The following is a 14,127-nucleotide window of genomic DNA, read 5'->3' as shown; positions in this document are numbered from 1 at the left end:
GCGCCGCGCACCCTATACGATGGTATGGCGCGGTCCTGTATGGGTGGAGAAAACGGAACGATACGCCCGGCAGGCGTGTCACGCGTCGCTGGATTCTTCGGTGGACACGTCGAGCTGGAGCCGGCTCGCCTGCTTGACCAGCATCGCGAACGAATCGGCCTGCATCTTCTTCATGATGTGGCCGCGGTGCACCTGCACCGTATACTCAGTAATCCCGAGTATTCCCGCAGCCTGCTTGTTGAGCAGCCCCCTGGCCAGCAGCGGCAGCAGCTCCTGCTCGCGCGGCGTCAGGGTTTCGTAGCGCGTGCGCAGCGCCGCGCGATCGGCGGCCTCGCGGCGCAGCACGTGCGCCTTCGCCAGTGCCGTATCCACGGCGCGCATCAACTCGTCTTCGCAGATGGGCTTGGTGAGAAAGTCCAGCGCGCCGCCTTTCATCGCCAGCACGGTCGAGGGAATGTCGCCGCGCCCCGTGATGAAGATGACCGGGATGGGCAGGTCGCTCGCCATCAGCTTCTGGACCTCGAGCCCGCCCAGCCCCGGCATCCTCATGTCCAGAATCAGGCACGCGGCCGCGTCCTCGCGCGGCGCCTCGAGAAACTCGGCGCCCGAGCCGAACGCCAGCACGTTCTTGCCGTTGGCGCGCAGCAAGGCAGACAGCGCTTCGCGCACGCGCGCGTCGTCGTCGACGACATAGACCATTTCACCTGCGGATTCCATCGAACCCCTCTGTCACCCGGCACGGCCGGCATCGATGATGCGCACGGCCGCGCGAGGCGGGAAAGTTCATTGAAAGGACCGCCCGAGAGGCGATGATCCGGAAATTATAGTCACGCGGAAGACGCGCCGCGCGCCGCGAGCCGGCATTGCGGGTTACAGGAATATGTAGTGTCGTCGGCGAATTCGGCGTTATAGGCTTGCCGTTCGGCCGCTACGGCGCGCGCCCCTGCGCCGCGTTCGACCTGACAAATTGCCAACATCCGTGCGCGAGGTCCCCACCCCTCAAAAGCTCGTATCATCGCTTGCATAGGCGCCGCAACGCGGAGCAGGACTGCACGGTGCGCCGGCGAACCCGATGGTGACTTGCGAATGCGATATCCACGTTCATCGCGGCTTGCCCTCCTCGCCGTCGCCGTAGCGGGCGTGTCGGCGGCGGCGGGCTGGCTCGAGCCACTTTCCGGCTGCCTCGGCGTCCTTCTGGTGGTGCCCGTCACGCACTGGCTCGGCCGCGGCTTCGGGCGGCTGGCCGCGGGCTTCACCACGCTGGGCATCGTGCTCGCGCCGTCCGGCGCGCCGCTCTCCGTCATGGGGGCCGGCCCGCTCGTCCACGCGGTCGTCGCCATGGCCGCGGCATGGCTGTGCGCCGAATGCGTCGCGCCACGGCCAAAACAGCGCGCATCGACCACCACGCTCAAGGACGATCCGTTCGGCCTGCCCATCGACGAGCTGAGCCGCAATATCTGGTCGAGGACCATCGACGGCAAGCTCGAATACATCAGTCAATCCATTCTCGACTATACGGGCCGCACGCTCGAGGAGCTGCGCGCGCCCTTTACCCTGGTCCATCCCGACGATGCCTGGATTCCGGCCCGGGCCTTCGCCCGCGCCAGGGATACCGGCGACCCTCAGGAGTACCACTGCCGCTACCGGTCGGCGGCCGGCGCCTACCAGTGGTTCGCCGCCGTGATGCACACGCAGCGCGACCGCCACGGCAAGGTGTTCCGCGTGTACGGCATGCACTGGAACATCGACGAGCAAAAACGGGAGGAAGCGCAACTGCGCCTGCGCAACCAGACGCTCGAAGCCATGGGCGACCTGATTCCCGGCCACGTGTGGACGGCGCTGCCCGACGGCACCCTGGAGTATCTGAGCCCGAGCCTGCGCAGCTATACCGGCCTCGCCGACGCGCGGGCGTGCGACGCGTTCCACGCGGTCATCCACCCCGACGACGTGGCGGCCGACGCGCGCTACTGGCAAGAGCTCGCGGAAGGCCGGAACCCCGAGGACGTGGAGATCCGTCTGCGCCGCGCGGACGGCGTCTATCGCTGGTTCCTGTGCCGCGCCCAGGCCGTCAACGGCGATCGCGGCGAGCTCGTTCGCTGGGTCGGCATCGCGTGGGACATCCACGCGCGCAAGCTCGCCGACGAAGCGCTCGTGCAGCGCGAGCACCAGTTGCGCGAGATCGCGGAAACGATCCCCGGCATGATCTGGTGCACCGACCCGCAGGGGCAGCCCGACTACATCAATCGAAGAACGGCGGACTATGCCGGCGTGCAGGCGGGCGATCTCGTCGATCTCGGCTACCGCAGCGTGATTCATCCCGACGACTGGGACAGCGTGATCCGGGCCTTCACGCACTCGATCGAGACCGGCGAGCCATACAGCCATGTGACCCGTCTGCGCCGCAAGGACGGTACGTATCGCTGGCACCAGCAGGCCGCCGAGCCGATGCGCGATTGCGATGGCAATATCGTCCGATGGTATGGGCTCAGCCTCGATATCGACGCGTTCAAGCATACTGAGGGCCGGCTGCGGCAGACCCAGGCGAAGCTGGCCCGCGCGACGAAGATCGCAACGGTGGCGGAGCTGTCCGCCTCGATCGCCCATGAGCTCAAGCAGCCGCTCACCGCGGTGATCGCCAATGCCCAGGCGTGCCGGCGCTGGCTCGCGGCGCAGCCGCCGAACCTGAGCGAGGCCCGCGCGTCGCTCGAGAACCTCGTGCGCGACGCGCACGCCACCGACGAGACGATGCAAAGCATCCGCGCGCTCTTCAGCAAGCGCCAGTCTCTCGCGAAGCAGCGGCGCAACGTGAGCGACATGGTGCTCGAAGCGGTGCGCCTGTTGCGCGAGGACGAGAACAAGCGCGACGCGGAGATCGGCTTCGACTTGCCCGACGATTTGCCTGCGGTTTTTGTGGACCCCATCCAGATCCAACAGGTGTTGATCAACCTGATCTCCAACGGGATCGAGGCGGCGCGCAGCAGCGGGCGGACGCCGCGCGTCGCCGTCAAGGTCGGGCAGGCCAATGCCATGTCGGTGCTGATCGAGGTTGTCGACAACGGCTCGGGCATCACCGAAGGCGACAGCATTTTCGATCCGTTCTTCACGACCAAGACCAAGGGGCTGGGCATCGGGCTCGCGGTCTCGCGCTCGATCGTCGAAGCCCACGGCGGACGCCTGTCCGCCGCCAACAATACGGGGTACGGCGCCACTTTCAGCGCATTGCTCCCCGTGGCGCCCGTCAGCGTTCCTCAGCAGGCGCTGAACGCCACCTGATACTGCAGGTTCATGTAATAGCGGGCTAGCCTGCCGCTCACTATGCTGTGATGCAGGGAAGCCAGCACGCCGATTCGAATCGGGATCCGCGCCGCTCTTGCACGCCCGTTCGATTAACTACGGACTGCGTATCATGAAGAACGCCGATCCAGCCGGCCGCACCTGGTGTCACACGATGACCCTGCTCGGCCTCGACAGCGTCGTCAAGACGCCGCGTACCCGCTCCTATCCCGGTCCCGCGCGCACGGAATACGGCGCCGACGCGTACCCGCGCTGCGCGGTCAAGGTGATCGAGCGCCAGGGTCCGAGCGGCGCCACCGTCGCATGGAGCGACCCTACCGCCTGCTGCTACGGCGAGCAGCTCTGGCGGCGCTGCGTGGCGCGCAAGAGCGGCAGATGCGCGCTCAGCGGACAAGCCATCGCCCGGGGGGAAGCCGTCTACCGCCCTCGTTTCGTCCAGCCCGCGCCGCGCAACATCGAGGCCATGATCCTGGCCTCCGTGATGGAAGCGATTCCGCTCGCCGAGCAGGCCTAACGCGGTTCAAGACATGACAGCGCGATTTGCGCGGACAAGCCCGCCCATTCAATGGGTGTCGCCCGCCGCTTGATACCCGCCGCCCAGCGTCTTCGTCAGCGCAATCGAGGCCTGCAGACTCTGGCTGCGCAGTTGCAGCATGGCCAGCCGCTCCTGGATCTGCGTCTCGCGCGCCTGTTCCACCTGCAGCCTGTCGGCCAGCCCGCGCCCGTACAGGCCGGAAGCGCTGTCGAACGCGAACTGCACATCGTCGAGCTTGCGCTGCTGCATGCCGGTCCGCTCGTTGAGGTCCTGCAGCTCGCTCCCGGTTTGCGCCACGTCGCGCACCGCGTTCAATACGGCCTGGTTGTACTGGAGTATGGCGGCGTTGCTCGCGGCGCGCTCGCCGCTGAGCGAGGCGTTCAGCCTGCCGCTGTCGAACACCGGCAGAGAGAGGCCGGGGATGATGTCGATTTGCTGGCTCCGATGCAGGAATAGCTGGGAGAGGTCCAACGCGTTGAAGCCGAAGAAGGCCTTGATATCGAAGTTCGGATAGAACGCGGCTTTGGCGGCGTCCACGCGCTTGAGCGATGCCACGACATACCAGTGCAGCGCCTGCAAATCGGGGCGGCGGGCCAGTAGCTGGAAACCGAGGCTCGGCGGCACGCCCGTCGCGAGCGCAGGCAGCGGCTTCGGCGCCAGCGCGGCCAGCCCGGTCGAATCGGCGCCAAGCAGCGCGCGCAGCGACTCCTGAGCGGTCGCCACCTCGTCGGTGGTCTGCGCGATCTGCTGATTGACCGAGAGGAGACGCGCTTCGGACTGCCTGGCGAATGTTTCAGGCTCGAGCCCCCGCTCGTAGCGCAGACGATGTGCATCGAGCTGGACCGCAAGCGCATCCCGCTCCTGTTTCAAGAGATCGATGCTCGCGTACGCGGTCTGCACCGTGTAGTAGATGCGCGCGATATCGGTCGAGAGCTCGAGCGCGATGTCCGCCTCCTCCGCCTTCTGCGCGTTCTCGACGCCCACGGCCGCCGCGATTTGCGCCCGATGCAGGCCCCAGATGTCGATGTCCCATGCGCCGTCGAAGCCCACGAGGCCGGTCGTGTACCACGGGCCGTCCGCGCCTATCCCCGGGTCCTTGCCCGCATAGGCGCTCAGAAAGCCGTTCGAGGATACGTACTCGCGGTCGATGGCCGCCGACGCGTTGATCTGCGGGCCGGCTGCCGCCAATGCAAGTCTTGCCTGCGCATGGGCCAACGCAACGTGTTCGCGCGCGATGGCCATGGTCGGCGACGCCGACAGCCCACGCTCGATCAGCACCGTGAGTTGTGGATCGTCGTATTGCTGCCACCATGTTTCGGATGGCCAGGTTCCAGACGGCACCGCCAGCTCTGTGGGGAGTTGAACACGTTTAGCATCGACCTGGGCCACCGCGCCAGGGTCATGGTGTATCAACGCACAAGCGCTCAGCATGGCCGCGCACACGGTGGCCATACAGAACGAAAGCGATCGCGCATGCGCGCTTCGACGCTTGCGACGCACGTGCGGGATGGCGCTAATCATGATGCGCACCGGCTTGCAGCGCCAACGGGGAAGCGGCGGCGTCGCCCACCCAGTCGGGCAGGCTCGATACGGCACGGCGGACGCGCTCGGCTTCGGCCAACAGTTCCGCGCCGCGCTCGCTCTCACCTGCGCGGTCTTCGATCACGCCCGGCAGGCGCGGTGCGCTAGCCGACGGCGCAGGCTCGGCGAGCCCCCGCGCGTACTCCGCAATGGCCGACGCCGCGCGCGACGCGAAATCGCGCATGCGCTCGTCCAGACGCGCGGGCAACGCCGCGCCGGCAGCATCGGACGCACTGCGCAACGCGTCCGCGGCGAGCAGCAATTCGCGCGCGGCCGCCAGCACCGAGTTCGCCAGCAGCGTCACGCGCTCTTCCTCGCCTTCGCGCCAGGTCGGCTCGAGCGCCACGCGCAGCAGCAAGCCCTCGCAGTCGCTGAGCGCGGCCCACGCCGCGATGCGCGCGTGTGCCACCGCGGACGTCTCGCGCTGGGCATCGCCGGGCGCGAGCAGCTTCGCGATCGAAGCGAGGCTGGCCGAGAGACGGCGTCTGAGCAACGCCGCCTCGCCCTCGGGCCAGAGCGTGATCTGCACGAAGGTCGCAACGGCAATGCCGAGAAATATCCCGACCATGCGGTCGCGAATCTCGGTCAGGTCGAACGTGGGCGCGAATTGCTCGAGAAACGCCAGCGAGAACGTGAACATCAATTGCACGCCCGCGTAGCTGATGCGCTCGGAGCCCGCGGCAATCCACGCGCCCGCGAACAGCACGGGCAGCACGGCCACGAGCAGCGCGGCGATGCTGTCGATCTGCGGCAGCACGAAGACGACGACGAAGAGCGCAAGCAGACTGCCGCCCACCGCGCCCCAGAACCGCAGCACCGAGCGCCGGCTCGATGCGCCGAGGCCCGGCTGGGCGACGACGAGGCATGTCAGCATCACGGTATGGACGCCTTGCCAGTCGGCCGAGTTATAGAAGAGGTAGCAGACGAGCACGGCGAGCAAGGTCTTGAGCGCGAACTGGCCATAGACCGGATTGGTCCAGGCATCTTTTGCGAGGACAGGCTGGCGCGGCGGCGCGTGCATGTCCACGGTCTGCGCCGTCATGCAGGCGGCCAGATCCAGCAGCGCGCGATTCATCGCGACGAGCGCCCACGGCGGCTCGGCGGCCTGAGTCGAAGCGGCGTTGGGATCGGACTGCGGCGCGCCAGGCGCTACCACCGCAAACGGTTCATCGTTCTCTATCGCACGAGCCAACACAGCGCATGCATCGCGCAGCGCCCTCCCGCGCGCGGCAAGCGGCGCTGAAGGCGCCACAGATGGGCGCAGGTTCGACGCGGCGACATAGAGGTTCGACACGGCGGTCACGGTGGCCAGGTCGCGCGACTGCGCAAGCGCGTCGAGCTTGCCGCGCATGCCCGAGAATCTCAGCAGCTTTTGCAGCGCGGTCGTGGTGGATTCCACATCGTGCGCCGTCAACGGCGCGCGAGCGGTCGAACCGTCGAGCCATGCTTCGAGGCACGCCTGGACCACCGCGAGCTTCGCCACCATCAAGCGGCGCATCTGGTCGCGTGGCTCTGCGGGCAACAGCAGCGAGTTGATGATGAGCGTGACGGCGATCGGATAGCCCACCGCGGCCCAGACCCACAGCGTCGCGCGCACGATCGATTCCGCGTCCTCGGTGACATCCACGAAGGTCTGCACGTAGATCGTGACGAGCGCCGCCACGAAGAACACGATGCCGAACTGGAAGATCCGCATCGCGTAGAGGCAGCAAAAGAAGATCGCGCTGGCGAATACGATGCGCAGCAACGGGACGTCGAACGTGAGCTTGAGCACCAGCACCGTGCAGCCCACCGCAAGCGTGACGCCCGCGAGAAACAGGAGCGCAATCAATCGGGTGACGACGACGTTGGCCTGCGTCGCGTAGAACACGACGATCAGCGACACGGCGAGATAGGGGACCTCGAGCGTCATCGATGCGACGATCACGATCGCCGAAGCGGCGATGGCGCGCAGCGCGACGTTCATGCGGCCCGGGAACGGCGCGAGCTCGTCGTGGAGGAAGGGTAGAAGGCGCGTCATCGTTAAGGATGCCTATGCACGGTCAGCCTGCATTGCGCCGGTCCTGCCGGCTGCCCGGGTGAAACGTCGCCACAGCCGAGGTGCCGACGCGAAAGAGCTCGGGGTCCGGGTCCTTGACCAGGATCTTCACCGGAAAGCGCTGCGAAACATGGACCCAGTTGATGCTGCGCTGGACCTGCGGCAAGCCCTGGGCGAGGCTGCCGCCGTCTTCGGGCGCGACGCCGAAGCCGACCGAATCCACCTCGCCCTCGAAATGCTTCGCGGTATTGCTCATCAAATAGACGGTGGCCCGAGTGCCGCGCCGGATGGCGGCCAGCTCGGTCTCGCGCAGGTTCGCGATGACGTACCAGTGTGTCGTGTCGATCAGCGTGAACACCGGCGACGAGGCGGAGGCGAACTGGCCGCGCGTCGTGCGCAGCGAGACCACCACGCCGTCGAATGGCGAGCGCACGGTCGCGTATTCGAGGTTCAGCGCCGCGGTGGCGATTTCGGCCTGCACCACCGCGCGTTGGGCTTCCAGGGCTTCCACGCCGCTGATCGCGGCCGTCGCCTCGCGGGCCTGGTACTCGGCGGCGGCAAGCTCCGCCGCTGTGCTTTGCGCGGAACTGCGCGCGCGGTCCAGATCGTCGGCGGAAACGTAGCCCTTCTGCACGAGCGGCTCCATGCGATGCAGCGTATCCGCCGCCTGCCGCGCGGCGGCCCGCGCGCGCTCCACGCTCGCCTTCGCCGCCGATGCGTTGAATACCTGCGCGTTGACCGAGCGCTGCGTCAGCATGATCTGCTGGTTCAGTTGCTCGAGCGACGCACGGGCACGGTCGAGCGCGTCCTGAAAGGGACGTGGGTCGAGCTGGAACAGCAGATCGCCTTTTTTCACGCGCTGGTTGTCCCGCACCGCGAGATTCACGATCCGCCCCGAGACCTCGGGCACCACGTTGATCGTGTCCGCGTACACGTAGGCGTCGTCGGTGCGCGGCTCGGTATCCACGCGCCAGATCACCAGCACGCCCACTGCGATAGCCGCCAGCAAAAGCAGCAACGTGAAGAGTTTCTTCTTGCGGCCCTGAGTGCTTGCTTCCATGTATTCCCGCTTTCGTCAGACCTCAGAAGAACAGCAGCCAACCCACGAATGCGAGCAGCGCGACGAGTGACGGATAGCCGACAGCCGGCGGATCGAGCCAGTCCTCCAGCCCCGCGCGCAGCAACAGGAGCCGTATCACGACCGCCGCCACGACCGCGCCCACGAGGCAGAACAGCCAGTCGGGGTAGTAGGCGCCCAGCACGCTCGTGGAGGGCGACCGGCTGCAGCCCTGCAACAGCACGCAGGCCCACGCCGTGCGTCCCCATCGGGCGGCGCCGGGCGCATGGGCCCATCCCCGCGCGCGGCTTGCGCGGCGCGCGGTCATGGCGTCGCCGCCATGGCGAGGTCGAGCGACACGCCGTGCCATTGGCGCTAGCGCAGCAGATTGACCTTCGCGAGATCGACGAGCTCCTGCCCGCGGCCGTCCATGACCGCCCGCATCAGGAACAACCCAAAGTGGGCCGCCTCGTCGAGCGTCGTGACGGGCGGCATCACCAGCTCCTGGCGCGCGCTCACGACATCGACGAGCGCCGGCCCCGCATGCGCGAACGCCTCGCGCAAGCCGCCCTCCAGCGCCTCGGGATGCTCGACGCGCACGCCTTTGATCCCCATCGCGTTGGCCATTGCCGCAAAATTCGGATTCTTCAGATCGCAGCCCGTATCGGGAAAGCCGCCCGCCTTCATCTCCAGCTCGACGAAGCCGAGCGTTCCGTTGTTAAGGATAACGATCTTGACCGGCAACCCCGTTTGAATGAGCGTGACGAACTCGCCCATCATCATCGTGAAGCCGCCGTCGCCCGACATCGAAATCACCTGACGGTCCCTGAAAGCCGCCTGCGCCCCAATCGAATGCAGCATCGAATTGGCCATCGAGCCGTGATTGAACGAGCCCACGAGCCGGCGCTTGCCGTTCATCTTCAGATAGCGGGCGGTCCAGGCGATCGGCGTGCCCACGTCGCACGAGAAGATCGCATCGTCGGTGGCGAGCTCGCTCACGAGGCGCGTCACGTACTGCGGATGGATCGTGCTGCTGCCAGGCCTCGGCTCCGCCAGCGCATCGAGCTCCTTGCGCGCATGCCGGTAATCGTCGAGCGCGCGATTGAGGAAGCTGGCGTCGGTTTTTTCGTCGAGCAGCGGCAGCAGCGCGTCGAGCGTGTCCTTGACCGTGCCCAGCACGCCCAGCTCGATCGGGCAGCGGTTGCCGAGCGCTTCGGGCCGCACGTCCACTTGCGCGATGCTCACGCCCTCGGGATAGAACTGCCGATAAGGAAAGTCCGTGCCCAGCATGAGCAGCATGTCGCAGCTCTTCATCGCGGCATAACCGGAGGCAAACCCGACCAGCCCCGTCATGCCCACATCGAACGGATTGTCGTACTCGAGATGCTCCTTGCCGCGTAGCGAGTGCACGATGGGCGCCTTCAGCTTGCGCGCCAGCTCGACCACCTCGTCATGCGTGTCCTTGCAGCCCGCGCCGCACAGCAGCGTGATGCGCGGCTTGCGGTTCAGCAGTTCCGCGAGCAGCTCCACTTCCGCATCCGCTGGCCGCAGGACCGGCGCGGCCGGCATGCTCCAGGCCGGCACCGGTTTCTCCAGCGTGCCGAGCGCCACGTCGCCCGGCATGACGACCACGGCGACGCCCTTGCGCGCAACGGCCGTGCGGATCGCGCGGCCGAGGATCTGCGGCAGCTGCCCGGGATTCGACACGAGCTCGACGTAGTGGCTGCAGTCCTTGAACAAGGCCTCGGGATGGGTGGCCTGGAAATAGTCGATGCCGATTTCGGTGCTCGGAATATGCGCGGCAATGGCCAGCACGGGCAGGCCGCTGCGCTGGCAGTCGAAGAGTCCGTTGATGAGGTGCAGGTTGCCGGGGCCGCAACTGCCGCAGCAGACGGCAAGCTGCCCGGTGAGATGGGCCTCGGCGCCGGCCGCGAATGCGGCGCTTTCCTCGTGCCGCATATGGACCCACTCGATGGAGCCGTCGCGCCGCAGGGCATCCGTGAATCCGTTCAGCGAATCGCCCACGACACCGAAGATGCGCTGCACGCCCGCCTGTGCGAGCGCGCCAACCAGGTAGTCTGCCGCCGTCTGTGCCATTTCAGGTCCCCGGTATGGGTTGAGGAATCGCCGCACGCGCCGCGCGCATCGCAGCGCGCCGCCGTTGCGTACAGCATTGACGCGTGAGTGAATTCTGGAGAGCGCACGCCGTTGGCGCGCTCGCGGCAGCACGGTTTTTGTCGTACGCGCACGGCCGCGCTGCGCTCGCGCGAACGGCCGGGATCACGAAATGGCTTCGCCGCGCTCGAGCCGTTGCGCTCGCCAACCAGTGGGCGAGGCGCCCACCATGCGCTTGAACACCGCGCCGAAATGGGCGTGGGTGCGAAAACCGCAGGCAAGCGCGATATCCAGAATCGCGCGGTCCGCATTCAGGAGCAGCGACTTCGCGCGCTCGATCCGGCAGCGCATCAGATACTCGTGTGGCGCCAGCCCCATCGCCAGACGGAACTGCGCCGCGAAATGCATGCGCGTGACCCCGGCGCTCGCCGCCAGATCGCGCAGCCCGATCGGCTCGGCGAGGTGCGTATCCACGTACGCCAGCGCGCGCCGCAGCCGCCAGTCCGGCAGCGAGGCCCGGCGCACCTCGGCACGCGTGTCGCGCGCCTCGCCCGCATCGTCCTGAAGCGCGAGCAGCCGGGCGACGATGGCCTCGCGAATCGCGCACGCATAGTCGCGATGGAAAGCCACCGCGCCGTCCTGCACGTCGGCCAGCAACAGCGCGAGCCGCTCGATTGCGGCGTCGCGCATGAGCCCGCTGCCGCCCAATGCGATGGGCTGCGGCGCGTCGGCCCCGCGCGCGCCCGAGATCAGGCGCCTCACCTGCCGCATCGGCAGAAAGACGTGCAGCACGTCGCAAGGCGCGTGAAAGCGCACTGTGGCGCGCTCGCCCGGCTGCGTCACGAGCATCGTTCCCGGCGCCACGAAGCCGCTCCAGACGATCTCGCGCTCGTGCTGGAACAGCATCCGCGTCGAGCTCAGATGGACCGCCAGCGTATAGCCCTCCCCCCATCCCGCGCGCTCGAACGCCGTATCGCACGGGGCCGGCATGCGCCAGCGCGACGCCACGACGCCATCGAACGGCACGGTGTCGCGCCAGCTCCGTTCGAGCCGGAAGCTGTTGCGCAAGGGCGGCGTGATCGCGTCCTGAGCGGACGAAGCAACGCGCGCGGGCACCGTCGCTGGCACGAGAGACAACACAGCAGCATCCATGTTCGATTCCTTCCCAAGCTCATGCGCGCTGGACTCTTGCACGGGGAACGACCATACGTTGGTATGAGGTCATATATCAGCACATGACACTACTGTGATGATCGAGGCAACCTGCTCCACCTGCCAATCTGCGCGAATCCGCACGCCGGACATCACCATGACCCGATTGCCTGTGATTGCAGTAGTCGACGACGACGCATCGATCCGGCAAGCCATCACGAGCCTGATTCGCTCGCACGGCTACGCGGTTTATACGTTTGCGTGCGCCGAGGACTTCCTGCATTCGCTCTACTTCGAAGTCACGCAATGTCTGATTACCGATGTCCATATGCCGCGCATGAGCGGCATGGAGCTCTACCTTCAGGTTCAGGAGAAAGACGCGCGCATTCCCGTCATTCTGATGAGTGCCGCCTGCGACGATCAAAACATCAGGAATGCCAGGCTCTCGAGCACCTGCCGGGTCCTCGCCAAGCCCTTCGACGACGCGCGCCTGCTCGACTCGATCGAGCACGCCCTCGAGCCGCGCGCGCGCCGTGTCCAGCGTGCGCTGCCGCCTGGGCAAGCGCTGTGAGCCCGGCAGGGCGGCAGCGGGCGCGCATGCTATTTACCCGGGCGTGTGAGGTCTTCCAGCAGCTTCAGGTCGGTGACCGAATACGCCAATGAAAACCGGAAGCCGCCGCCCACCTTCACCGGGCCAAACGCGCAGAGCTCCTCGCCGCGCGCGTCGGGAAACAGCAGCTCGGCATCGCCGGCCCACGCGTCGGCCACGCTGAGGTTGTCGGTGACCGAGAGCACCAGTTCGTCGACGGCGGGCTTGTCGTGCAGGCCCGCCGCGAGACTCGCGAAATAGCGCCGGTTGACGGTCGGACGCGCGAGCAGCGACTTCGGATCCGCTACGGGCTGGCGCAGCGTGATGCGCGCCTCGGCGAGCCGCTCGCCGTGGGCCGAGAGACTCGCGCCGAAGCGCGAGCCAGCTGCCACGGGCGCCGCCGCCGCGCTCGGCGCCGCAAACGTGCGGGTCTGGTACACCGATGCGAGCTTCTTCGGAAAGCCCTGTGCCCAGCCGCGCGCGAGCGCCGCGTCGTTGTCGACGTAGATGTACGGGCACCACATGACCGGCGTGCCCTTGTGAACGGCATCGACGAGAAAGAGACATTCGCGGTACTGGTAGCGGGCCGGGTCGAGGAACTCGTCGTCCTGCGCCGTGAACTGCCAGTCGATGAAAAGGATCACGCCGTGCCCGGCCGTCGAGGGGTCGGGGTCGAGGCCGGGCGGCAACGTCGCCGCCGTGGCCTCGGGCTCGGCCCAGAATTCGGCGCCGATGACGTCGCCCGAATAATGCCAGGGCGGGGGCGGATTGATGGAGGCCTTCCCGAGCGGGGAAAGCGGCGCCATGTAACCTTTGAGCATGGGAATCTCCGCAGGGTGACCCGTTCAACGGCAACGGCATGGGCCGGTAGTGGCCCGAGGCGCGTTCACGTTAGCGCCGCCACCGGCTCCGAACCACTGTACGTACACATGCCAGCAGGCCCGACCTTCGTATGGGGTCCTCACCCGATCGTTCAGGCTGGCGTGCCCTCCACGTTGTAAAACTTACCTACTCTGCAGCGCCGCCAGGGGCCGGAGATAATCGAGCCTCGCCAATACGCGCCCTCGACGGCGAGCGGAGGCATCATGGACACCGTCCCGAACGATGCGCGGCCGGCAGCGGCCGGCCCCATCGCCTATGTGATCGACGACGACGAGTCGCAGCGCAAGGCGTTGTCGAGCCTGCTGCGCTCGACCGGCATGCGGGCAGAAGTATTCGGCTCCTGCGATGAATTTCTGCGCTTCGAGCGGCCGGAGGTGCCCAGTTGCCTCGTCCTCGACGTGCGCCTGCAGGGGTATAGCGGGCTCGTGTTCCAGGACCAGCAGGCGCACAGGCACAACCCGATCCCCATCGTCTTCATCACGGCGCACGGCGACGTCTGGATGTGCGCCAAGGCGATGAAATCGGGCGCCGTGGATTTCCTCACCAAGCCGCTGCGCGACCAGGAGGTGCTCGACGCGGTGGCGCTGGGCATCGAGCGCGATTCGGAGCGCAGGCGCTCGCTTGCCGCCCATGCCGACCTGCAGCAGCGCTACGCGACGCTCACGCCGCGCGAGCGCGAAGTGATGTCGCATGTGTTGCGCGGCTCGCTCAACAAGCAGATCGCCGCGGACCTCGCGCTGAGCGAAGTCACCGTGAAGATGCATCGCGGCCAGGTGATGCACAAGATGGGATCGCGCTCGGTGGCCGACCTCGTCCAGAAGGCCGGGCTGCTGGGACTCGCCCGGTTCCAGCCGGACCCGGCCCGCTAGTGCGAACGCCGTGCG

Annotated in this window: 12 protein-coding genes; 4 read left to right on the top strand and 8 right to left on the bottom strand. The window is 67.2% G+C overall.

What is annotated here, in order from left to right; all coding sequences use genetic code 11:
* Positions 1 to 78: 78 nt before the first annotated feature.
* Positions 79 to 717, bottom strand: a complete 639-nt coding sequence (locus E1956_RS33890; protein WP_134757412.1) for a response regulator transcription factor — start codon at positions 715 to 717, stop codon at positions 79 to 81.
* Between the two features lie 369 nt (positions 718 to 1,086).
* Here E1956_RS33890 and E1956_RS33885 point away from each other — a divergent pair, with 369 nt between their 5' ends.
* Both E1956_RS33885 and E1956_RS33880 read left to right on the top strand, forming a co-directional pair.
* The gene (locus E1956_RS33885) at positions 1,087 to 3,273 is read left to right on the top strand and encodes a PAS domain-containing sensor histidine kinase (protein WP_134757410.1); all 2,187 of its coding nucleotides are present in this window, start codon (positions 1,087 to 1,089) and stop codon (positions 3,271 to 3,273) included.
* 133 nt (positions 3,274 to 3,406) lie between these two features.
* Positions 3,407 to 3,808 (top strand): DUF3331 domain-containing protein, encoded by a 402-nt coding sequence (locus tag E1956_RS33880; RefSeq protein ID WP_134757408.1) that lies wholly within the window; start codon positions 3,407 to 3,409, stop codon positions 3,806 to 3,808.
* Between the two features lie 48 nt (positions 3,809 to 3,856).
* Here the strand turns inward: E1956_RS33880 and E1956_RS33875 are convergent, their stop codons facing one another.
* The 6 genes from E1956_RS33875 to E1956_RS33850 form a co-directional block, all read right to left on the bottom strand.
* Positions 3,857 to 5,260: an efflux transporter outer membrane subunit gene (locus E1956_RS33875; RefSeq protein WP_232072170.1), complete on the bottom strand. Its 1,404-nt coding sequence runs from the start codon at positions 5,258 to 5,260 to the stop codon at positions 3,857 to 3,859.
* 82 nt (positions 5,261 to 5,342) lie between these two features.
* On the bottom strand, positions 5,343 to 7,430 hold the full coding sequence (locus tag E1956_RS33870) for an FUSC family protein (protein ID WP_134757406.1): 2,088 nt from the start codon (positions 7,428 to 7,430) through the stop codon (positions 5,343 to 5,345).
* 22 nt (positions 7,431 to 7,452) lie between these two features.
* The gene (gene mdtN, locus E1956_RS33865) at positions 7,453 to 8,508 is read right to left on the bottom strand and encodes a multidrug transporter subunit MdtN (RefSeq protein WP_134757404.1); all 1,056 of its coding nucleotides are present in this window, start codon (positions 8,506 to 8,508) and stop codon (positions 7,453 to 7,455) included.
* Between the two features lie 22 nt (positions 8,509 to 8,530).
* Complete coding sequence (locus tag E1956_RS33860; protein WP_134757402.1) at positions 8,531 to 8,833, bottom strand: YtcA family lipoprotein; 303 nt, start codon at positions 8,831 to 8,833, stop codon at positions 8,531 to 8,533.
* 47 nt (positions 8,834 to 8,880) lie between these two features.
* Positions 8,881 to 10,602, bottom strand: coding sequence for a ubiquinone-dependent pyruvate dehydrogenase (gene poxB, locus E1956_RS33855; RefSeq protein WP_134757400.1), 1,722 nt, complete (start codon positions 10,600 to 10,602; stop codon positions 8,881 to 8,883).
* A 183-nt stretch (positions 10,603 to 10,785) separates the two neighbouring features.
* The gene (locus E1956_RS33850) at positions 10,786 to 11,772 is read right to left on the bottom strand and encodes a helix-turn-helix domain-containing protein (protein ID WP_134757398.1); all 987 of its coding nucleotides are present in this window, start codon (positions 11,770 to 11,772) and stop codon (positions 10,786 to 10,788) included.
* 157 nt (positions 11,773 to 11,929) lie between these two features.
* Between E1956_RS33850 and E1956_RS33845 the strand changes: the two genes are divergently transcribed.
* Complete coding sequence (locus tag E1956_RS33845) at positions 11,930 to 12,343, top strand: response regulator transcription factor (RefSeq protein WP_167760199.1); 414 nt, start codon at positions 11,930 to 11,932, stop codon at positions 12,341 to 12,343.
* Positions 12,344 to 12,372: 29 nt separating this feature from the next.
* On the opposite strand, the gene E1956_RS33840 is transcribed toward E1956_RS33845, so the two are convergent.
* Complete coding sequence (locus tag E1956_RS33840; protein ID WP_134757394.1) at positions 12,373 to 13,182, bottom strand: acetoacetate decarboxylase family protein; 810 nt, start codon at positions 13,180 to 13,182, stop codon at positions 12,373 to 12,375.
* Positions 13,183 to 13,446: 264 nt separating this feature from the next.
* Between E1956_RS33840 and E1956_RS33835 the strand changes: the two genes are divergently transcribed.
* Entirely contained in the window at positions 13,447 to 14,112 is a 666-nt protein-coding gene (locus E1956_RS33835; RefSeq protein ID WP_134757390.1) for a response regulator transcription factor, read from the top strand.
* The last annotated feature ends 15 nt before the right edge of the window (positions 14,113 to 14,127 follow it).

It is taken from the genome of Paraburkholderia pallida, from assembly GCF_004524855.1.
In the GTDB taxonomy this organism is placed as follows: domain Bacteria; phylum Pseudomonadota; class Gammaproteobacteria; order Burkholderiales; family Burkholderiaceae; genus Paraburkholderia; species Paraburkholderia oxyphila.
This window is presented reverse-complemented; position numbering and strand designations above follow the sequence as displayed.

What these genes read in the sequence shown, in the direction of transcription:
- E1956_RS33890 (WP_134757412.1), bottom strand. Translation starts at nt 717, where the DNA reads ATGGAATCCGCAGGTGAAATGGTCTATGTCGTCGACGACGACGCGCGC.
- E1956_RS33885 (WP_134757410.1), top strand. Translation starts at nt 1,087, where the DNA reads ATGCGATATCCACGTTCATCGCGGCTTGCCCTCCTCGCCGTCGCCGTA.
- E1956_RS33850 (WP_134757398.1), bottom strand. Translation starts at nt 11,772, where the DNA reads ATGGATGCTGCTGTGTTGTCTCTCGTGCCAGCGACGGTGCCCGCGCGC.
- E1956_RS33860 (WP_134757402.1), bottom strand. Translation starts at nt 8,833, where the DNA reads ATGACCGCGCGCCGCGCAAGCCGCGCGCGGGGATGGGCCCATGCGCCC.
- E1956_RS33835 (WP_134757390.1), top strand. Translation starts at nt 13,447, where the DNA reads ATGGACACCGTCCCGAACGATGCGCGGCCGGCAGCGGCCGGCCCCATC.
- E1956_RS33870 (WP_134757406.1), bottom strand. Translation starts at nt 7,430, where the DNA reads ATGACGCGCCTTCTACCCTTCCTCCACGACGAGCTCGCGCCGTTCCCG.
- E1956_RS33875 (WP_232072170.1), bottom strand. Translation starts at nt 5,260, where the DNA reads ATGCTGAGCGCTTGTGCGTTGATACACCATGACCCTGGCGCGGTGGCC.
- E1956_RS33880 (WP_134757408.1), top strand. Translation starts at nt 3,407, where the DNA reads ATGAAGAACGCCGATCCAGCCGGCCGCACCTGGTGTCACACGATGACC.
- E1956_RS33845 (WP_167760199.1), top strand. Translation starts at nt 11,930, where the DNA reads ATGACCCGATTGCCTGTGATTGCAGTAGTCGACGACGACGCATCGATC.
- E1956_RS33840 (WP_134757394.1), bottom strand. Translation starts at nt 13,182, where the DNA reads ATGCTCAAAGGTTACATGGCGCCGCTTTCCCCGCTCGGGAAGGCCTCC.
- poxB (WP_134757400.1), bottom strand. Translation starts at nt 10,602, where the DNA reads ATGGCACAGACGGCGGCAGACTACCTGGTTGGCGCGCTCGCACAGGCG.
- mdtN (WP_134757404.1), bottom strand. Translation starts at nt 8,508, where the DNA reads ATGGAAGCAAGCACTCAGGGCCGCAAGAAGAAACTCTTCACGTTGCTG.